Here is an 18,496-nt window from a genome sequence, read left to right as displayed (position 1 = left end):
CGCCGGCAAGTCTTCCTCATCGCGCCGTCCACCCGCCATCGACCGCCAGTATCGACCCTACCATATAACTTGCGGCGTCGCTGGCCAAGAAAATGGCGGCTCCCTGGATTTCGCGCAGATGGCCCCAGCGTCGGAGTGCGGTTGCGCCGAGGATAATATTTTTGGCTTCTTCGCTGTCCGCAATCGGAATGTTCATTTCGGTTAAGAATGGGCCAGGGCATATCGCATTGACCATAATATTGAATGGAGCAAGTTCAAGAGCAAGTGCCCGGGTCATCTGAACAACCGCACCTTTGCTAGCCGTGTAGGGTGTTCTGTTCGCCAGCCCCACCAACCCTAGCGTACTGGCCAGATTGATGATCCGGCCACTTTTCTGCGCCTTCATATACGGTGTGACGGCACGTGACGAAAGCCATGTGCCGTTCACATTTACCTCCATTACTTTGCTGAAATCACTGGCTGAAAGCTCATCAATCGGACCGCGAATATTAATCCCCGCACTGTTGATCAGAATATCAATCTTACCCAGATTATCTTTCGTAAACCTGGCCATTGCCTCGGTTTGTTCCTGACTCGTGATATCGGCAGCATAAGACAAAACCCTGGTTCCAAACGAAATACAAAGTTCGGCTGCACTGTGCTCTCCGTCCACTGCATTTCTATTGACCAGCACAATGTCTGCACCGGCAGAGGCAAGTCCTGCCGCCATTGCCAGGCCAAGACCCTTAGAGCCACCGGTGACAATCGCCACCCTTCCCGTGAGGTCAAACTGCTTGATTCCTGGCAAAATATCCTGTACCATATCTGCTAATACTGATGAAAAGCCTGGGATACAAATTCCAATACCTTGGGGAGTGATTCTCTCCAATAAGTCCAGTTATGGGCTCCCTCCCGGATACGGAACTCGTGTGGTACCTCTTTCTTGCGCAATGCGATATGAACAAGACTGTTTCCCTCATACAGGAAATCGTCATCGCCGCAGTCAATATACCAGCGTACCGCTTTCTTATTTGCATCTGGCATATTACTGACCAGTGCCAGCGCGCTATGGCGATTATAGTAATTGGTTACCGTAGAATCCTGAATGTCAGGATTGTTTCTGATTAGATTTTTCTTGGCATCTTCAAATGTAATCGGGCCGGTGGAAGCGCTTAATGGACAAGCGGAAGAAAAAAGCTCCGGATGATGCAGCGCATACATAAACGTACCACCACCGCCCATTGATAAACCTGAAACAGCACGAAAACGCTTCTCAGCTTTGATACGGTACTTCTTCTCTACAAAAGGCATTAATTCCTGAAAAAAGAAGTCTTCATAAGGCCAATCCCCTTTGACATCATTGAAATACCCTCTCCTACCCGTATCAGCGTCCGGCATGACGATGATCATGGGTGTAGCCATTCCTTCCCGGATCGCTTTGTCTGCAATGTTCAGCACTTCGCCAAATTGTACCCAGCCCGTATGATTGTCTCCCGCTCCATGCAAGAGGTACAGAACCGGATAGCTCCGCTCGGAAGTAGCGTAGTCCGGCGGGAGATAGATAGCAAATTTTCTTTCTGATTTCAGAAGCTTGGAAGGCAGCGATAGATTATCGAGCACCTTCCCCGTCTGTGCGAAAGTCACAGCTGACATGAACACGAAAAGCAAAGTAATTTTTATTTTCATAGATCTACCCGAATGATATGTTGAAGATTAGAATCGGTTAGAAAAGTAACTTGTCGTCACGCTTTACCCGCAATGTTGTTAATCATTCCCTTAAAAATAAAAGCATGAAACGGTAAAACTGAATACCAATAAAGCCGACCCAGGATTCCGAGCGGTCGAAATGTGGCAGTTTGCTTAAGAACATTGTTTTCATCCAGACAGAATTCCAGCCAGGCCTCTCCCGGCAGCTTCATTTCGGCATACAGTAATAAACGTTTTTCCTCTTTGCTGGCAAGAAGGACACGCCAGAAATCGAGCGAATCGCCCGGGTAAATATTCTGAGGATGTTTCCGTCCTCTCCGCAATCCCACCCCGCCGGTGAGCTTGTCCAGAAAACCTCTGATTTCCCACAACCAGGTTCCATAGTACCAGCCTGTTTTCCCGCCAATGGCCCATATCCGCGTCAAAACGTAGTCGGGGTCTGTGATTTTCAATTCCCGCTTGTCTATAAAGCAGCCATTCACCGGTACCTGCATGTAATGTGAAATTCCCTTTGCCAGCGCAGAACTGGTCTGAGCGTCTTTCCAGCTAGATAACACCTGATTTTGCTCGATTTTATCGAAAGCCATTGCAATGGACTTTTCGTAGCCAATCAGTTCTATTTTCAAAGTATCTGCGAGGTTGTTGGGCCGGCAGATCACTTCGACCTTCATGCTGTTAACCAGATTTTTAGCAAGCGTGTAGGAAGTAGACGTTACAAAGTAAAGCCAGTAGGAAGAGAGCTTCGGGGTCATGACGGGTACGACCAATATCCTCCTTTTCAACCCGCGTACCGCTGCAAATCTCAAAAGCATTTGCTTGTATGTCAGCACGTCGGGGCCGCCGATGTCAAAACTCTTATCATAACTTTCTTGCAGCAGTAAAACACCCGTCAAAAATTCAACTACATTTCGAATGGCAATGGGCTGGCAGGCCGTATGAAGCCACTTTGGCGTGATCATGACCGGCAGTTTTTCCACGAGATCACGTATAATTTCAAAAGAGGCACTACCCGATCCGACAATAATTCCTGCCCGTAACGTAGTGAGCGCGTATGCTTTTGAACTCAATATTTCCTCCACATTCTTCCGCGAAAGCAAATGCTTGGAGAGTTCCGTTTCATTGATAATGCCGCTGAGGTAAATCACCTGCTTTGCATGGGTAGCTTCTATCCTTTCCTTAAAATTCAACGCGCTCGTTTCTTCCAGTTCGCCGAAGTCCTGGCCCTGGGAAGACATGGAATGAATGAGGTAGTAGGCGGCATCAATGTCGTCCGGAATACTCCCCAGCGTCTCTTTTCTGAGGAAATCCACCTCTATGATTTTTGCATCGGGGAAAAGCTGGCTATTGAACCTGCCTCTGTCCCGCACGCAGCAGTACACCTCATGACCGTTTTCTAAAAGCACCGGGAGCAGGCGCTGAGCAATATATCCCGTTGAACCCGTAAGTAAGATCTTCATTTCTTTTTAAGCTTCATTTCAACCGGGTCCCATTTGATAATTTTCTGGCTGAAATAACTCTCATTGCAAGCCAGCACAGGTGCTGCCGCACGGAAGGCAAAAATCGGGTCTTCCACGACGCCGAGGCTTCCTTTTTTGATATTGTCAAAGAAATCACGGAAATGATTGGCATGGGCATCATCGGCTTTGGGCGCCTCGAATTTCACTTCCTTAGCAGGCTCTGCTTTTCTGGTATCGTCCGGATATTGAGCGTCGTATTGTTTTTTAAATTCCTTCTGCTCGCTTTCCGCAAATGTATTGTAGCTATCATAACCACCAAATCCAGGCGCTTTTGGAAGTTTTTTCTTGGTCAGAATGAGGTTATTTTCCGTAAATTCGATTTGTCCTTCAGTACCTATTAGACGGGTATTGTTGGCGATTGCTCCCGCGTTCGCGAAGTTCACGCGCAGTACCATCTGAAAATTGGAATGAATGTCTGTTTTAGGGTAATCAAGGATTGAAACCAGTACATCCGGCACATCGCGTCCGTCTTTCCAGTAGCTCAACTCACCCGATGAGAGAATCCGCTCTGGCCCCATCGAACCAGTCACAAAATGAACGCCGGTAATAAGGTGGACAAACAAATCACCGGCCACACCGGTGCCATAATCACGATAATTCCTCCATCTGAAAAAGCGCTTCGCGTCGAAAGGTACCTTTGGCGCATCCCCCAGGAATGTGTCCCAATCCAGGGTGGTCAGGGAGGCATCGGTGGGTACGGAATAATTCCAGGCGCCAATTGAATTGAACCGGTCATTGTTGGATTCAACGTAATTGATATCTCCAATTTCACCCGCTTGAAAAAGTCTTTTCGCCTCTTTAAACGAAGCCGAACTGATCCGCTGGCTTCCTACCTGCATAATTTTACCTGATTTTTTCCAGGCGTCAATCACCGAATGGCCTTCATTGATATGATGTACCATTGGTTTTTCGCAGTACACATGCTTCCCGGCTTGCAGGGACGCTTTGGTAATATGATCATGCCAATGATCCGGCGTTACGATTAAAACAGCGTCAATGTCCTTTCTTTCAAGAATCTGACGGTAATCTCTTGTGGTAAAAACATCCTTCCCGAAAACCTCCTTCACTCTTGTCAGACGTCCGTCGTACAAGTCAGCAGCAGCAACAAATTCTGCATCAGGAGTGCTCCGTAATGCTGCTTTGGTGTCGCTGTGGCCCTGTATCCCCATCCCGATCGTCGCAAAACGGATCTTGTCATTGGGACTGATCTTTTTCAGGTCTTTGATAATGTTAAAAGGTTTGGCAATACTTTCCGTTGCTAACAGAGCTGAGGCTGCTGTGACGTTTCTAAGGAAGTTCCGGCGGTTAGGATTCATTGTTAAATATGACTTAAATGTTACATTGTGACAATTGCTCTAAAATAGCGAATAATATTAATGCAGCAGAATGATTTAAAGAACGATTTATGGAAAATGATCAACGAAGGAAATTGGTAAGCGAACTCATCACGCTCATTGAAAAAGGCAATGCGCATGTCACATTCGAAGAAGCGACCGAGGGCTTGCCGCCCGAACTACGCACAGCTACTATTGAAACCCTTCCTTACAGCATCTGGCAATTGGTCGAACACATTCGGATTGCTCAAAAAGACATTGTTGACTTTTCAATATCTGCTGAGCATGATTCGCTGGTGTGGCCGGACGACTACTGGCCTGACCCTGTGGATGCTGTCAGCGATGATGATTGGGAAGCTTCATTGAAAGACATTAAGAATGATCAAAAGCGCCTTTTCGATCTTTTAAATGATAATAAAAATGACCTTTTCAGCCCCCTTCCCTGGGGTAGCGGCCAAACTCTTTTACGAGAGACCATGCTCATAGCCGATCACAACGCTTATCATACCGCAGAAATCATCATAGCAAGGCGTTTACTAAAAAGTTGGCGATAAACATTTAATGATACCGTCAGTACATCCCAACCTACTGGCGGTTTACAATTCTTCAATCCACAGGTCCTTATAAAACACTTTTGCCTTGCCGCCGCCGTGGATTTGCAGGCCAATTACGCCTTTTTGAGGAATGCTTTTATCCGTCTCCGTATAATCGACTGTTTGCGTACCATTGAGGTAAATCCTGATCCTTCCGCCCTCACTTTGCACTTCATAATCATTCCACTGGCCGGGTTTCAATATTTTAGTGACCGTAACGGAATCTGGGCCGGTCAGGGTTTTATTTCTTCTGGATTCATCGTAGAGGCTTGCCCAGTATTTGTCTCCCAAATCAGCCTGATAGCCAATCATTTCATAATTCGGATTTTGAGATCTTACGCTATGAAACTGCACGCCGGTATTGATGAATCCCTCGTGACCTGTTAGCTTGAATTTTGCTTTGAGTATAAAATTGGAATAAACCTTGCGGGTACACAAAAAATTATTGTGCGGAACAGTTTCATCAAGTGAACCGCCAGCAATCGCTCCGTCTTCTATTTTCCAGGTTTTAATCGTATCACCTTCCCAGCCATTGAATGTTTTTCCGTCAAATAACGAAACGGCTTTTTTAAAAGGAACAGCAACATAACCCGTAAAGCTCAGTAAGACAGCTGACAAAAAGAGTAATGATATTTTTAGCATGGCACATTCAGTTTTAAGACATTTGACTGGATTTCAAATTTAAAAGCCGTCACGGCAACCGCTATACTTTGCGACCAGTACAAAACCGGGTTGTGATTTGAAGCGTTTCCCGTAATCCGGTAAATCAGGCACACTTTTTTGAATAAAGCGTCCGGAACCCAGGCATTGCTTTTTCATTAATATCTGTATTTTTACAAAACTATATTTTCCTTTTTTAGCCGTAGAATAGCCATTTTTTGGCAGCAAAATTGAATATGATCGATACTCAGAATGACCATAAGGACGACCTGCTTCTCGCTATCGAACGCTTTGAACTTGTTGCTAAGGCTACCCATGATGTAATCTGGGACTGGGACCTGGTGAAAAACACGATATGGTGGAACGAGGGTATGCAACAAATTTTCGGGCACATGCCTGCCGACGTTGTAGAAGGCCCTGATTCCTGGTATGATCTCATACACCCCGAGGATCAGGATAGAGTTTTGAAAAAAATCCATCTTGTCATTGATCAAGGCGGCAGTAACTGGTCGGACATCTACAGGTTCCGCCGCGGTGACGGATCTTATGCGTATGTAAACGATCGAGGATACACCATTCTAAGCGAAGGAAAACCAGTGCGTATGGTGGGTTCGATGATGGACATTAGTGCACAGCTCAAAGCCGAGCAAGCCCGCAAAGAAAGTGAGGAGAAAATAAACTGGGCCGATCAGCGCGCGGCGATGACCATTGAAGGCTCAGGAGCGGGATCGTTTCTGGTAACAGTCGAAACCGATGAAATCATTTACTCTCCCACCATGGCTAAAATCCTGACTGGCAAGGATGACCGCGCCATCACACGCGATATTTTCGTTCAGCACATTCATCCTGATGACATACCGATCCGGAAGGAGGCGTATGCAAACGCCAGTAAAACAGGCCAGCTTAGATTTGAGGCCCGATTCGTTTGGATTGACAGTTCCATTCACTGGGTAAGGGTGATAGGGCAATACCTCCACGACAGTTCCGGAAAAGCCATTTCATTGTCAGGCATAGTCATGGACGTTACGGATCGTGTCCAGTCAGAACATCAGATTAAGAGCAATGAACAACATTTACGGACATTGATTGAGCAGGCACCGGTCGCAACCTCATTGTTTGTAGGGAAAGACATGATTATTGAAATGCCCAACGAAGCCATGTTGAAAGTATGGGGAAAAGGAGATTCAGTGATTGGCAAACCATTGAAAGACGCGTTACCGGAACTTATTAACCAGCCGTTTCTATCCATTCTGGACCGGATATATGAAACGGGTGTGCCCTACGCCGAGCAGGCAGCACGTTGTGAGCTGGTCATGAACGGCGTTCCGGAAGTATTCTATTTCAATTTCACTTATAAGCCGCTACGGGATTCATCCGGCGAAATTTACGCCATCCTGGACATGGCGGTGGACGTGACAGATCAGGTAATTTCGCGGCAAGACCTTGAAAAGAGTGAGGAACGATACCGGCAACTGGCCAGCGAACTGGAAAGAAGGGTTCAGCAGCGGACAGAAGAACTGCACTCGGCCAATCAGGAATTGGTGAACTCCAACAACAACTTGCAGCAATTTGCATATGCGGCCAGCCACGATATGCAGGAACCGCTGCGAAAAATTCAGGCTTTCAGCTCCCGGCTACAAACCGTATACACCAAAGAGCTAGACGAAAATGGTGTATTTATGCTGAACAGGATTCAGGATGCATCAAAAAGAATGTCGATGATGATTGATGACCTGCTGGCCTACTCGCGCTTAACGACGCGGGAAACTGAGTTCAAACCCGTGGCACTCAGCGACATTGTGACTAATGTAGTGGCTGATCTGGAAATAGCCATTCAGGAGCAAAACACGGAAATTTCAGTGCAGCCGTTACCAGTCGTTTGGGGTAATCCATTGCAGCTCACGCAACTAATGCAAAATTTGTTGAGTAATGCTATCAAATATAAACACCAGGACAAGCTTTCAAAAATAAAAATTTCCGCCACAGACGCTGATGCAGAAGTGATCAGCACATTGCCCAAGCTTTTGCCTGATCATACCTATATATGCCTGGAAGTATTCGATAATGGCATTGGTTTTGATGAAATTTATCTGGACAGGATTTTCCAAATGTTTCAGAGATTGCATGGTCGTGGTGAATTTTCCGGATCGGGAATCGGTTTGGCTTTATGCAAAAAAGTGGTACAGAACCATCACGGTTACATTACTGCCAGAAGCAGCCCTGGCAAAGGATCTGTCTTTATCGTGTATCTACCCAAGCCACTTTGATTGAATGTGGCCAGCATTTTGCGGCGACGCCACTATTTTTTCCAGACATCAGCAAATTCGTCAGGATGCCGACGGAATTGTAGATGAACATATTCACACAAAGGCACAACCTGCAAATGCTCCTTTCTGGCATAACTCACCATGGCGTCCAGCATTTGCCTGGCAAGCCCCTTACCCTCCATTTCGGGATCCACCTCGGTGTGATACACGGTTAATGCCGTTTCACTAATGCCGACTACCATTTCGCCCACTTGCTTGCCTTCATTTTCCAGGTAAAACGCCCCTCTACGGCGATTATCCAGCTTTAATTTTACTTCACTCATATTTCAGTTCTATATTTGCAGCCCTTCAAGAACGGACAAATTCAACATTATCAGTTAAAAAACAAACTAAAAAGAGAACAATGGACCATTTTCCGGTGACAAACTCAAATTTGTCTGCAACGCATCTTGCCCAATTCTTAAAAGAAAAATACTTCTCTGGCACCGACGTTTCCTGTCGATTGCTCAAAGCAGGCATCAACGATACCTATCTGGTCACCTGCCCTTACGATCAATTTGTGTACCGGGTTTACAGTTTCAACTGGCGGACTACCGAAGCTATCACCGAAGAACTCAGGCTACTGCGCCATTTACACGAAAACGGCGTATCGGTATCGTATCCGATCCAAGACAAAAATGGTGCCGACATTCATTATTTCAACGCACCTGAGGGAACCCGGCCTGCCGTGTTATTTTCTTACGCTCCCGGAGATAAAGTGCTCAATTACAGCCCGGAAATGCACTATAATGTCGGCACTTTAATGGCCCGTATGCATGCTGCGACATTGAATTTCCCCCTGAACCGCGTTACCTATACTTCTCAGGAACTGCTGATTGATTCGCTGGAACAATTGAAAAGATTTCTGGCAAATGATACTGAAGAAATGGCTTACATGAAATCCACGCAAGCCTATCTGGTCAGTGAATTTCAAAAAGCAGACACTAGTCAGTTGCGAAAGGGAGCGGTTCATCTGGATCTTTGGTTCGATAATATCAACATTACAAAGGACGGTGAGGTGACACTCTTTGACTTCGATTTTTGTGGAAACGGCTGGTTGTGCCTGGATATGGCCTACTACATTCTACAAATTCACAGCACCGAGAAAGATGAAGCTGAACGTTCACTTAAACTCAGCCGTTTCATGGCAGGTTACGAGTCGGTAACCAAGGTACCAGACGAAGAAAAGCGGATCATTCCAATGTTGGGCGTGAGTCTGTATTTCTTCTACCTCGGCATTCAGTCGCAGCGGTATGAGAACTGGTCCAATGTGTTTTTCAATGACGTTTACCTCAAAAGGTTCATTAACCTTTTACTCAAAAAATATTTTGATTTCCATCAATTAGGGCAGGAGCAAACGCTTTAATTAGCTATATTTCAACACACTATCTTTTAAAACCTCATGCTTTTCAAATTTCTGTTTCCAGTTCTGTTCATCGCAGGGCTATACTTTTTAATTAAAAGCATTGGCAGGATTTTAGCGGTTTACTCAGGCAAAAAAATCGAGTTTTCCGCGAGTGACACATCCATTGTTTGTCAGCTTGATAAGCCCGGAGCCTACGAGGTCGCTTATAAAAGACCAGGCTTATTCGGGGTCATTCCAACTGACATTGCATTCAAAATGCATAGTCAACCGGACGGAAATGAAGTGATCGTTTCGCCGGCCTTGAATGTGCTGGGATCGAGAAAGGATATGTCCGGCAACCGCATTGTCCCGGTTGCCGAATTTAGTATTGAAGTTGCGGGAAGTTACGAACTGTTTATCTCGAACATCCCGGCCAGAAAAGAAGGCGACAGGCTTATCATCACTGAAAAAACCGACACCAAAGCTTTCCTGATGCTATTCGCCATTTTGCTTTCAGCCATTGCCACGATCGCCGGGCTGGTTTTAAGCATTCTCGCTTTTTTGAATAAATTATAAAGAAGCTGCTGTTAAATACCTTCCGTCACCTTTTTCATTTTAGCCAAACCGGTTTTTGCTACTAATAACGGATCTTGCGCGTAGTAGTCTTTATTAAATACCTCAAACGACAGAATTACAGGCTTTTCAGGGTTTTTGAGCGAGATCAATAAGTCTTTCAGTGGAGCCACACCGTCACCGGCGTACACTCTATCGGCATCGGTAATGGTTTCCTTCGGAGGAGTAGCGGGATAATCATTCACGTGAAATATCTCTACCAATGGTTTGCCTACATCTTTCACAGCGTCCATTCCCGAACCGCCTTTATGCAAATGGTAAACATCCATTAAAACGCGAGCAGAAGGATGTCCCGATTCCACGGCAACATATAATATCTCTCCTACCCGGCTCAGGTTTTTTGAAAAACCCCACAGTTCCAAATGTGGTACCACTCCCGTTTTGTCTCCCAATTCGAGAATGGTACGATAGCGCTCGGCTACTTTTGCCAGGTCCAGTGATGCACCGGTAGTAGCACCCATCGGTGGTGCTGCCACACGCGGGCAACCAATTTGAGCCAGTTGCTCCATCTCCATTTTCAGCTGATCCAGCGCTTTTGCCCGGGCTGTTTCATCGTCGACAATCCAGGTCGCGAACCCAATGGCGTCCTCCACTTTGATCCCCAGGTCACCAATAATCCGTTTTGCCTCGGCCAATGTACCGCCGGTTTTGAGGTAATCCTGCAAGGTATTGATCCATATTTCCACTGAACCGTAACCTGCTTTGGCAGCCACTTCCAGCTCCTTCCTGAACCCCAGTTTATGACCACGCAATGTGCTCATGTTCAACGAGTAAATGAAAGAAGGATTTTTGGTTTTAGACAAATCAACAGGCAGGAGTCCGGCTCCGCTGACAGCCAGAACAGAGGATAATGCTTTTCGGCGATTCATTAATGCGATAAATTAGGATTACTTATTTCTTTGTAAAGGCTTTTCAGGGAATTTTTTACCGCAAGTAAATGTAAATTGACTGACAAATTAAGGATAAAGAAACCTTCCTATGGAAATTGCAGACTATAAAGTACCTGCATTAACGCGCATTGGTCACGTACATTTGAAAGTCGCCGATCTGGAAAGAGCGCTTGATTTTTATTGCGGCTTGCTGGGTTTTGAAGTGATGGCCAGGTATGGCGCACAGGCTGCATTCATTTCGGCAGGCGGTTATCATCATCACATAGGCCTCAATACCTGGTACAGTGAAGGTGCGCCTGCTGCTTCTCAGCGCGGAGTCGGATTGTTTCACACCGCTATTTTATATCCTACCAGAAAGGACCTGGCGACGATTTTGAACAGGCTCCTCAAAGCGGAGTACCCATTGTCCGGTGCCAGCGACCACGGTGTTTCCGAAGCGTTATATCTTAATGATCCCGACAACAACGGCGTCGAACTCTACTGGGACCGCCCAAAAGAAAACTGGAACATGCTCCCGGACGGCACGGTTGAGATGTATACTAAAAGCTTGAATTTACCGGGATTGCTCTCGGAATTGCGGTCGTGATGGCGTTCGCTAATTTCAATTTTCTCGGATAAATTGGAATAAACTAGAATTAAAATATATCGAGATGAATCAGGATCGCTTGTTCTATTTCTCTCATTTTAATTTCACTCAACTGTCCTAGTTTAGCTCCAAGGCGCCTTTTATCAATTGTGCGTATCTGATTTGCTTTGGCCTTCGATTCATTTCTGAGGCCTCCGTCATTTTCCATAATTCGTACCTCAAAAGGATATACCTTGGCGGTACTTGAAGTAATAGGTAATATCGTAACCGTTGAACTATATTCGTTGTTCAGGTCGTTGGAAACAATCAATACAGGTCTGATTTTAGCAATTTCGCTGCCGATCACGGGATTGAGATCGGCCCAGTAGATTTCACCTCTCAGCATTACGAAAGTTGTGAGTCGGCGTATTGGAAGTCATTGGAAATTTCAAGATCCTCTTTCGAAGTCGCTTGATATCCTTCCTTTAATAAATCTTTGAGATTGCTTCTTTGCTCTCTTGCAATTTTCTCTTCCACAGCCTCTTTTGCAAAAATCTCTTCTTTTTTCCGGACAGATTTTATATATGCAATGGCTGGATCGGGCAGTATCAGTTTTATCGTTTTCATGTGTGTCTTTTTTTCAAATTTACACAATATCTCTTTCCGAACAAACCCGATTTGCCCTCGACGCTCCCGCAAGCTCGACATAACTTTCCTAGTACTTCATCAACAAAGTCAGCAGCTTCCTATCCAACTTATGCCCGTGCCAATCCTCATAGGTAACGTCCTCTCGGCGGGAATCCAAGACGCCAAAATCGCCTGAAAATTCCCATAGCGAGAACCCAATGCCATTCGAGGTCAAAATATCCAGCACGTCACCAAACCAGGCCAGGAAGACATCGTGGGGCGTTTTGTTCCAGCAGCCACATTCCCCGCAATGTACGCCTACTCCCTTACCAACCAGGTCAATCCAGGGTTTATAGAATTTTTCAAGCATAGCCCGACTCAGATATTGGTCCCCTACCTGGCCTGGCCACTTGGGTTCAGGCACATTTTCCGTGTCCTTCATCGCCCAGGGTGCTTTATAATGTGAAATGATTCCGGGATGATAGCCGCGGCAGCTTTGCCCGATATCCAGATCAGCCAGTTCGGGAATGACGGAACTACCCACATCGTTTCCATCGGCGATGATCAAATGCATAGGGTTTTCCTTACGAATTGCCTCCGAAGCAGCCAGGGCCAGTTTTCGGTACCTTTCGCCGGGTACGCTTGTTCTTTTTGAATGCTGGTCATTCATATCAGCCCGCATGCTTGGCTCATTCAGCAGGTCGAAACTGATATTTTTGGCAGAAACACCTGCATATCGTTTCGCCCACATATTCCAGTGGAAGCAAAAAGCATCCAGCGCCTTTTGATCAGTCCAAAGGTTATAAGGCTCGTGAAATCCCGCATTGACACAGTAACCCGGCGCCCGGTGCAGGTTCAGGCTCACATGCATGTTGTACTTGTGCGCCATCGTAACTAGCTTATCAATGCGGTCTACTTCGCGCTCATCAATCTGGTATACTTCTTCTGGCGTGATATTTCGGCTTCTGTCGAATTTCACATAGGCCGGGTAAGCCATTGGAATACGAACAAAATCAAAACCCCAGTCGCTCATCCATTTGAACTGTTCCTCCGTAGTAGCCTTTCTGGCAGATGCCGGGTCGGGCGAGAAAAAATCCAGCAGGTTAAATCCCTTCCATTTGGGCAATTTATTCTTGGCTTTGGGAGCCGAAAAGGCCAATTCTGGTAAAATAGCAGCGCTAGCGGCAGCTATGGTTCCTGTATTTTTGATGAAAGTCCTGCGATGCATGGGTTACATGTTTCATTGCTACTTTCTATAAAATACAGAGCCGCTGCCGTTTTACTTAGTATAAATTAAACCGGTAGAGGTATATCCCGAACCGCTGCGGAAATTATATACCATTTCAACCGCCGTTTCCTTAATGTATTTGCTTTTCAATTTTTTGTGTAAATCCGCAGATTGTTTTACACCATTGACGATCAGTTCTTCCGGGCTAAGCTTGTAGGAAAGGTTTGCCTTATCTTTGACCACACCGCCTTCGATCAGGTCATTGATCATGCCAGTCTGCATTTTCTCATAGTCCTGTCTATGCTTGTCTGCTTCTTTTCTGTGAACGTTCGCCTCAGTGCGGTGAACTTCTGCTTCGGCTCTGTGCTTGTCGGCCTCGGTCCGATGTGCGTCCGCTTCCGCCCGATGCTTATCTGCATCCCTTCTATGCTGTTCTGCCTCGTCACGCATTTTCTCTGCCTGCCCACGTGCAGCGTCGGCCTGCGCTCTTTGCTCATCCGCTTTCTTTCTTTGCAGGTCAGCCCGATCGCGCTGTACATCGGCCTCCGCCCTCATTTTGTCTGCTTTTCCGCGTTCAATCTCGGCTTTTTCATGCTCCACCTTAATTTCAGCAATTATTTTGCCTATTTCAGGCTGATAGGAAGCCATTTCACGCTCCGGAATTTGTTTCCCATCCACTTTCAACGAGGTCGTTTTACCATTTTTTTGAACCAATTCATACTCCTTATCATTGGAATGAACATGGTAGGTACTGACTCCCTCCTCATTGGAATAAATGTTGGCCGAATGAATTTCAGTGTTGCTGCTGCGCTCTTTCTTTTTAGGCAAAGTGTCAAGAGCTGCTACAACCACATTGCTTTTCTCAGGTGCTGGACTGATGATCTCCGGTTTTTCCTGCCGAAATACAGCTGTCATTTCTTTAACAGGGACAGCCTGAGATACAGCGGCTGATAATGCGACAGCCGTCACCAGGCTGAATGTTACAAATAATTTTTCCATGGCATTTAGAGGTTTATTGTTATTATAAATAATTCGTTTAATCCTGTCCAGCAAATGGTTACGCTTTTTGGAAAAAGCCATTTCAAATCCGGACCCAGCCATATTGTACTCCTGAAACGACACCAGTGCATCTACAAATGAAGTCTTGTCTCCCGTCACAGACATCGCCAGGTCGTCGCAGCAATGCTCTCTTTCATCCCTGATCAAATACGAAAGCCATAGGACCGCAGGATTGAAGAAAAACACATTCTCGCAGCAAACCTGCAGGAGATTCACCAGGTAATCCCGGCGCTTGATGTGAGCTAATTCGTGTAAAATGATCGCTTCTACCTGAGCAGAAGATAGATTGGCTACCATCCCCACTGGCAAAAGCACGACAGGTTTCAGGATACCGATCACAATTGGAACTGAGATCCTAGCTGACTCCATCAACCGTGCTGGCTGGCTGATCCTTAACCGCTTGCACAAGGTACTGAAACGCAGGCCCCAATGTTCTGCCACTTCATTTACTTTAGTATTTTTGACCTTTTGAATGTAGATGAGCCCCGCCGCCGCTTGCATCGATTTGATACTGAAAACAAGCAACCATACCGTAACGATTATAGAGGCATTAGCATTGCAAAATGCGGTAATTGATGTAATCCAGCTACTTTCTTCTGCTTTGGTCAACAAGTAATGATCGCCCGTCACCGTTGGTACCTCACTTTTATTTATGAGCCAGATCAAGCCTGATTCAGTTTTACCAAGCAAATTATGCGCATTGAACTCCCACGCAAAAGTGACGCCATTGACAATCACAAAGGCAAATAAAAGAAACGACAACAGATTGTATCTGAGGGCCGGAGACGATTTTTTGGTTAACAGTAAAATCAATCCTGCAAAAACTGCTACGAATAGCCCCTGCCACAATGAATGCATGAGTGTAAGGCAGATCGCGTGAATAAATTTCTGTACAAAAGATTGGCTAATGATGTCGAAAAGCATGGCTAACCGGTTTGTTGGTTGACTATTGATCCAGTTTTTTCAAAAAATCCTTGATCTCATTCAATTCTTCCGAAGATGTGTTCTTATTGCCAAAAAGCTGCATCACCAGGCTCGACGCTGAGCCCTTGTACATCGAATCCACGAAGCGCTCGAGCAATGCCGTTTTGGTCTTATGCTCCGCTTCCGCTGGACTATATACGTGCTTCATACTGCTCTCATCACGGATCAGGATTCCCTTTTCTGCCATGATCTGCATCAATTTCAATGTAGAGGAATATTGCACCGCCCGTTTCTGCTCATTCAATTTATCATTCACGACCCGGACAGTCGTCGGCCCCTGTTCCCAGAGTACCTGCAATATTTCCAGTTCCGATTTCGTAGGCTCCATTCTTGCTATTTGTATTTGAACGGATCAAAGGTAGGAAATATTTCGTACGAAATAATGTTTAGGTAAAAAATATTTAAATTTAATTAATGTTCTTAACTAGAAAGTATGTTTACCAAAACCATTGTTCCCGATAGCGCTTCCATTACGATTGACCTGCCTGCCAATTACGTAGGTGAGCATGTGAGAGTTATTGCCATTATTGAGAAGGATGAGAATGTATTTTCCGAAGAAAAGAGAAGGAATATTCATACCTCGAATTCACGTTACCTCACATTTTCAACAACCAAATATCCGAGATCTTGGAATTTTTGCGCCAGTTCAGGTCTGATTCTTCCGGGCCGTCGAAAGTAACCGAAATCTTCCCGTCCTGCGTGAGTGACAAAGGGACGATCCATTCCTTTACAGAATCTAGTTCCTTGTTATAAACTACTGGCGAAAGCCTCTTGCCATCGACACGCAGCAATGCCTCGCCATAGCCAACAACCCGGATCATATAGCGCGAACCAGGATCCAGATTGTCATAATCCAATGCAGGTTCACGCTGGAACAGCTGCGAAGACAGGCGTTTGCGACTCATGCCACTATCCCACCAGGCTACATCGGTTGCGTCCTCGGAAATCGTTTTTACCCGGGGCCCTTTACTAACACTCGAAATATCATCGTAATAACTGCCCGCACCCGGATTTTCCCACGAGCTGACCCTTTTCAGCATAGCAAGCTGCTCGCCTGCGTCTTTTATTTTTCTGATTTTCTCAAATTCATCTGCAAGCCACCACCTATTGTTTAGCGGGTAATCGACAAAATCCATGATCGCCCCGCGTTCAGGGTTTCTGGGTTTGTGTTTGGCGGTGCTGGTTTGCAATCCGATCGAAACATATAGCGCATCGGTCAGCTCTTCAATGTGTTTTCTAATTTCTATCGCAATAGGCTGTTTATCAGCCTTATTCACAACGACCAATGCGTCAGTCATGGACTTGTCGATCGTTTTGAGATCGGCTTTCGCCAGAATCGCATTGGCTTGTTTTTCAAGCTCCTGCTCGTTGATCAATCTCAGACGCGTGTATTCATCATAATAAGCTCTCATCACCAGCATTTGCCAGCGCCAGTTATTTTTCAATGTAGGATTGGTGGTTTCCAAGTTTTTCCAGAAAGCGAAAGTCGCTTCAACGCCGCCGTTTTCAGCCAAAGGACCCTTCCAATTTTGTTCCAATGCTTCAATTCCGCTGGCTACCTGCTGGTCTATATTTTTGCCAAAGAAGAAACTGGCATACTCTTTCAGGATCTGATGAATGTTTTTCTGAGGATCCCAGCCACGCATACTCCATATTACTTTATTCACATCGTCGTGACTTCCGTCAGAATACGAGACAAAACCGTCGGTGAAAGGCGCGTATTTCTCATGGATCTTGGCAAAAGCGTATGGTCGCGGATTGACGGATTCCCTGCCCAAAGTGAGCGCGTAGGCCTGGTCAAATTTTTCAACCGGAAATTCGCAGCGAATGGCGTGGGTAATATCCGGATATTCGCGGTGCTTGTATTGTTTCGGCAATCGGTAACGTGTTTCGGCGATCGGGGGACTTCCCGGGCCCGAAACGACACCTTCCAGCCACAGTGGCTTTTCTTTTGCCAGATATTGGTAAAAATAGTCGATCTGTTCAACGCTGAACCCTTGCAGGGAAATCCACATTTTCCCATTCGGGTGATACTTGACCAAACGGCTCTGCAATTCTTTGAGAAACGGCATTACGTCCGAGGGATGATTCTCTCCCGGGTCACCGCCAGGGAAGAAAATATGGTCCAGCCGAGGTGCTTTTTTATAGAATTCTTCATGCATTTCGATTTCTGCCTTTCGCTTCGCTTCATCTTTAAGATCAAAAGTCGCAGGCGTCCATACCCAATAATCCATGTCATATTTCTGACACATTTCACTCATCCTGATGCGCATTTCAGCTGACGGAATCTTAAAATGGGGACTGGGCGCTTCTCCTTCCTGAAATGGAATCCCTTCAATGGCATTGGTGCCAAAAATCGCCAGCTCACGAATGTATTGATCCATTTGCGCTGTACTCCACGCATCGTAGGTATTGGCAGTGGTTCGGTACCCAATCTGATGTCCACGGATCGGGTAAGCAGGCGCGGAAGCAAAGTCTGCTTTTTCATCCAGCTGAACGATTCCCGGAGCGATCCGCAGGTTCCTCAAAAGCCAACCTGCTCCGAAAATCACACCGCGCGAATCAGAACCTATGATCCAGGTGATGCTGCCCTTATCAGAAACTTCTGTGAGAATACGGTAGCCTTCTTTTTTGAATTCAGGATTGCTACTTTCTCTTTTTGCAGGAACTACCCTTCCGGCTAACTCTGTGTCGGAAGACAAAACAAGTGCGATGACAGGCGTTCCGATTTTTGGCCAAACAGTGTTTATTCCAAAAACCTGGCCGCTTCGCCTGGCTATTTCTTCGGAAAGAATCGTTGCGGCCGTTTCTTTCATGGGCGACGGAATACCAGATGAAACGATGACAACCGCATTTTTTAAATTGATACTTTGAGCAAAAAGCAAACTAAAACTTCCTGAAAGCACGAGTAGCAAGCAAGCTGCGGCAATCAACCGAACGAATGTAAATCTGGCAAAAATATTTTTTTGACTCATGAGAATGTAGGACACTTTGCATTTAAAAACAAAACTGCTTTGTATACTCCGATTCAAACAAATGAGGCCAATTTGTAATATAAAACAAAAAAAA

Annotated in this window: 20 protein-coding genes; 5 read left to right on the top strand and 15 right to left on the bottom strand. The window is 45.8% G+C overall.

Annotation, left to right across the window (positions count from 1 at the left end):
* Nucleotides 1-16: 16 nt before the first annotated feature.
* Genes ABIO93_RS30795 through ABIO93_RS30780 form a run of 4 tightly spaced genes read right to left on the bottom strand, consistent with a single transcriptional unit; the run spans nt 17 to nt 4,519 of the window.
* Nucleotides 17-802, bottom strand: coding sequence for a glucose 1-dehydrogenase (locus ABIO93_RS30795; RefSeq protein ID WP_348073878.1), 786 nt, complete (start codon nt 800-802; stop codon nt 17-19).
* A gap of 5 nt (nt 803-807) precedes the next feature.
* Entirely contained in the window at nt 808-1,665 is an 858-nt protein-coding gene (locus ABIO93_RS30790; protein WP_348073877.1) for an alpha/beta hydrolase-fold protein, read from the bottom strand.
* A 56-nt stretch (nt 1,666-1,721) separates the two neighbouring features.
* Nucleotides 1,722-3,143 carry an SDR family oxidoreductase gene (locus ABIO93_RS30785; RefSeq protein ID WP_348073876.1) on the bottom strand — a complete coding sequence of 474 codons (1,422 nt, stop codon included), beginning with the start codon at nt 3,141-3,143 and terminating at the stop codon, nt 1,722-1,724.
* Entirely contained in the window at nt 3,140-4,519 is a 1,380-nt protein-coding gene (locus tag ABIO93_RS30780; protein WP_348073875.1) for a Gfo/Idh/MocA family oxidoreductase, read from the bottom strand. Before ABIO93_RS30780 ends, ABIO93_RS30785 begins: the two co-directional genes overlap by 4 nt.
* A gap of 89 nt (nt 4,520-4,608) precedes the next feature.
* Here ABIO93_RS30780 and ABIO93_RS30775 point away from each other — a divergent pair, with 89 nt between their 5' ends.
* Nucleotides 4,609-5,091, top strand: coding sequence for a DinB family protein (locus ABIO93_RS30775; RefSeq protein WP_348073874.1), 483 nt, complete (start codon nt 4,609-4,611; stop codon nt 5,089-5,091).
* 42 nt (nt 5,092-5,133) lie between these two features.
* Here the strand turns inward: ABIO93_RS30775 and ABIO93_RS30770 are convergent, their stop codons facing one another.
* Together ABIO93_RS30770 and ABIO93_RS30765 are read right to left on the bottom strand one after the other, a co-directional pair.
* Nucleotides 5,134-5,772 (bottom strand): DUF1080 domain-containing protein, encoded by a 639-nt coding sequence (locus ABIO93_RS30770; RefSeq protein WP_348073873.1) that lies wholly within the window; start codon nt 5,770-5,772, stop codon nt 5,134-5,136.
* Between the two features lie 39 nt (nt 5,773-5,811).
* Nucleotides 5,812-5,949: a hypothetical protein gene (locus tag ABIO93_RS30765; protein ID WP_348073872.1), complete on the bottom strand. Its 138-nt coding sequence runs from the start codon at nt 5,947-5,949 to the stop codon at nt 5,812-5,814.
* 77 nt (nt 5,950-6,026) lie between these two features.
* On the opposite strand from ABIO93_RS30765, the gene ABIO93_RS30760 reads away from it, so the two are divergent.
* A complete protein-coding gene (locus ABIO93_RS30760; RefSeq protein WP_348073871.1) occupies nt 6,027-8,057 on the top strand; it encodes a PAS domain-containing protein in 2,031 nt (676 codons plus the stop codon).
* A 32-nt stretch (nt 8,058-8,089) separates the two neighbouring features.
* Here ABIO93_RS30760 and ABIO93_RS30755 read toward each other — a convergent pair whose 3' ends face one another.
* A complete protein-coding gene (locus ABIO93_RS30755) occupies nt 8,090-8,380 on the bottom strand; it encodes a GNAT family N-acetyltransferase (protein WP_348073870.1) in 291 nt (96 codons plus the stop codon).
* Between the two features lie 80 nt (nt 8,381-8,460).
* Between ABIO93_RS30755 and ABIO93_RS30750 the strand changes: the two genes are divergently transcribed.
* Together ABIO93_RS30750 and ABIO93_RS30745 are read left to right on the top strand one after the other, a co-directional pair.
* The gene (locus ABIO93_RS30750; protein ID WP_348073869.1) at nt 8,461-9,462 is read left to right on the top strand and encodes a phosphotransferase; all 1,002 of its coding nucleotides are present in this window, start codon (nt 8,461-8,463) and stop codon (nt 9,460-9,462) included.
* Nucleotides 9,463-9,498: 36 nt separating this feature from the next.
* Nucleotides 9,499-10,017, top strand: coding sequence for a hypothetical protein (locus ABIO93_RS30745; RefSeq protein ID WP_348073868.1), 519 nt, complete (start codon nt 9,499-9,501; stop codon nt 10,015-10,017).
* A gap of 11 nt (nt 10,018-10,028) precedes the next feature.
* On the opposite strand, the gene ABIO93_RS30740 is transcribed toward ABIO93_RS30745, so the two are convergent.
* Complete coding sequence (locus tag ABIO93_RS30740; RefSeq protein ID WP_348073867.1) at nt 10,029-10,943, bottom strand: sugar phosphate isomerase/epimerase family protein; 915 nt, start codon at nt 10,941-10,943, stop codon at nt 10,029-10,031.
* A 109-nt stretch (nt 10,944-11,052) separates the two neighbouring features.
* On the opposite strand from ABIO93_RS30740, the gene ABIO93_RS30735 reads away from it, so the two are divergent.
* Nucleotides 11,053-11,550, top strand: coding sequence for a VOC family protein (locus ABIO93_RS30735; RefSeq protein WP_348073866.1), 498 nt, complete (start codon nt 11,053-11,055; stop codon nt 11,548-11,550).
* 49 nt (nt 11,551-11,599) lie between these two features.
* On the opposite strand, the gene ABIO93_RS30730 is transcribed toward ABIO93_RS30735, so the two are convergent.
* The 7 genes from ABIO93_RS30730 to ABIO93_RS30700 all read right to left on the bottom strand — a co-directional run bounded on the left by ABIO93_RS30730 (nt 11,600) and on the right by ABIO93_RS30700 (nt 18,402).
* Nucleotides 11,600-11,935 (bottom strand): type II toxin-antitoxin system PemK/MazF family toxin, encoded by a 336-nt coding sequence (locus tag ABIO93_RS30730; RefSeq protein ID WP_348073865.1) that lies wholly within the window; start codon nt 11,933-11,935, stop codon nt 11,600-11,602.
* Nucleotides 11,935-12,156, bottom strand: a complete 222-nt coding sequence (locus ABIO93_RS30725; RefSeq protein ID WP_348073864.1) for a hypothetical protein — start codon at nt 12,154-12,156, stop codon at nt 11,935-11,937. Before ABIO93_RS30725 ends, ABIO93_RS30730 begins: the two co-directional genes overlap by 1 nt.
* Before the next feature lie 88 nt (nt 12,157-12,244).
* Nucleotides 12,245-13,384 (bottom strand): cellulase family glycosylhydrolase, encoded by a 1,140-nt coding sequence (locus tag ABIO93_RS30720; protein ID WP_348073863.1) that lies wholly within the window; start codon nt 13,382-13,384, stop codon nt 12,245-12,247.
* A 51-nt stretch (nt 13,385-13,435) separates the two neighbouring features.
* Nucleotides 13,436-15,367, bottom strand: coding sequence for a M56 family metallopeptidase (locus ABIO93_RS30715; RefSeq protein ID WP_348073862.1), 1,932 nt, complete (start codon nt 15,365-15,367; stop codon nt 13,436-13,438).
* 22 nt (nt 15,368-15,389) lie between these two features.
* Nucleotides 15,390-15,755: a BlaI/MecI/CopY family transcriptional regulator gene (locus ABIO93_RS30710; RefSeq protein WP_348073861.1), complete on the bottom strand. Its 366-nt coding sequence runs from the start codon at nt 15,753-15,755 to the stop codon at nt 15,390-15,392.
* A gap of 96 nt (nt 15,756-15,851) precedes the next feature.
* The gene (locus tag ABIO93_RS30705; protein WP_348073860.1) at nt 15,852-16,004 is read right to left on the bottom strand and encodes a hypothetical protein; all 153 of its coding nucleotides are present in this window, start codon (nt 16,002-16,004) and stop codon (nt 15,852-15,854) included.
* A 19-nt stretch (nt 16,005-16,023) separates the two neighbouring features.
* Nucleotides 16,024-18,402, bottom strand: a complete 2,379-nt coding sequence (locus tag ABIO93_RS30700; RefSeq protein WP_348073859.1) for a hypothetical protein — start codon at nt 18,400-18,402, stop codon at nt 16,024-16,026.
* Between the last annotated feature and the right edge of the window lie 94 nt (nt 18,403-18,496).

This window comes from Dyadobacter sp., from assembly GCF_039919315.1.
Taxonomy (GTDB): Bacteria; Bacteroidota; Bacteroidia; order Cytophagales; family Spirosomataceae; genus Dyadobacter.
The sequence above is the reverse complement of the archived record's forward strand: the minus strand, read 5'-3'. Positions and strand labels throughout refer to the sequence as shown.

What these genes read in the sequence shown, in the direction of transcription:
- ABIO93_RS30735 (WP_348073866.1), top strand. Translation starts at nt 11,053, where the DNA reads ATGGAAATTGCAGACTATAAAGTACCTGCATTAACGCGCATTGGTCAC.
- ABIO93_RS30745 (WP_348073868.1), top strand. Translation starts at nt 9,499, where the DNA reads ATGCTTTTCAAATTTCTGTTTCCAGTTCTGTTCATCGCAGGGCTATAC.
- ABIO93_RS30755 (WP_348073870.1), bottom strand. Translation starts at nt 8,380, where the DNA reads ATGAGTGAAGTAAAATTAAAGCTGGATAATCGCCGTAGAGGGGCGTTT.
- ABIO93_RS30750 (WP_348073869.1), top strand. Translation starts at nt 8,461, where the DNA reads ATGGACCATTTTCCGGTGACAAACTCAAATTTGTCTGCAACGCATCTT.
- ABIO93_RS30795 (WP_348073878.1), bottom strand. Translation starts at nt 802, where the DNA reads ATGGTACAGGATATTTTGCCAGGAATCAAGCAGTTTGACCTCACGGGA.
- ABIO93_RS30725 (WP_348073864.1), bottom strand. Translation starts at nt 12,156, where the DNA reads ATGAAAACGATAAAACTGATACTGCCCGATCCAGCCATTGCATATATA.
- ABIO93_RS30775 (WP_348073874.1), top strand. Translation starts at nt 4,609, where the DNA reads ATGGAAAATGATCAACGAAGGAAATTGGTAAGCGAACTCATCACGCTC.
- ABIO93_RS30705 (WP_348073860.1), bottom strand. Translation starts at nt 16,004, where the DNA reads ATGAATATTCCTTCTCTTTTCTTCGGAAAATACATTCTCATCCTTCTC.
- ABIO93_RS30710 (WP_348073861.1), bottom strand. Translation starts at nt 15,755, where the DNA reads ATGGAGCCTACGAAATCGGAACTGGAAATATTGCAGGTACTCTGGGAA.
- ABIO93_RS30785 (WP_348073876.1), bottom strand. Translation starts at nt 3,143, where the DNA reads ATGAAGATCTTACTTACGGGTTCAACGGGATATATTGCTCAGCGCCTG.
- ABIO93_RS30700 (WP_348073859.1), bottom strand. Translation starts at nt 18,402, where the DNA reads ATGAGTCAAAAAAATATTTTTGCCAGATTTACATTCGTTCGGTTGATT.
- ABIO93_RS30730 (WP_348073865.1), bottom strand. Translation starts at nt 11,935, where the DNA reads ATGCTGAGAGGTGAAATCTACTGGGCCGATCTCAATCCCGTGATCGGC.
- ABIO93_RS30765 (WP_348073872.1), bottom strand. Translation starts at nt 5,949, where the DNA reads ATGAAAAAGCAATGCCTGGGTTCCGGACGCTTTATTCAAAAAAGTGTG.
- ABIO93_RS30760 (WP_348073871.1), top strand. Translation starts at nt 6,027, where the DNA reads ATGATCGATACTCAGAATGACCATAAGGACGACCTGCTTCTCGCTATC.
- ABIO93_RS30715 (WP_348073862.1), bottom strand. Translation starts at nt 15,367, where the DNA reads ATGCTTTTCGACATCATTAGCCAATCTTTTGTACAGAAATTTATTCAC.
- ABIO93_RS30740 (WP_348073867.1), bottom strand. Translation starts at nt 10,943, where the DNA reads ATGAATCGCCGAAAAGCATTATCCTCTGTTCTGGCTGTCAGCGGAGCC.
- ABIO93_RS30790 (WP_348073877.1), bottom strand. Translation starts at nt 1,665, where the DNA reads ATGAAAATAAAAATTACTTTGCTTTTCGTGTTCATGTCAGCTGTGACT.
- ABIO93_RS30780 (WP_348073875.1), bottom strand. Translation starts at nt 4,519, where the DNA reads ATGAATCCTAACCGCCGGAACTTCCTTAGAAACGTCACAGCAGCCTCA.
- ABIO93_RS30770 (WP_348073873.1), bottom strand. Translation starts at nt 5,772, where the DNA reads ATGCTAAAAATATCATTACTCTTTTTGTCAGCTGTCTTACTGAGCTTT.
- ABIO93_RS30720 (WP_348073863.1), bottom strand. Translation starts at nt 13,384, where the DNA reads ATGCATCGCAGGACTTTCATCAAAAATACAGGAACCATAGCTGCCGCT.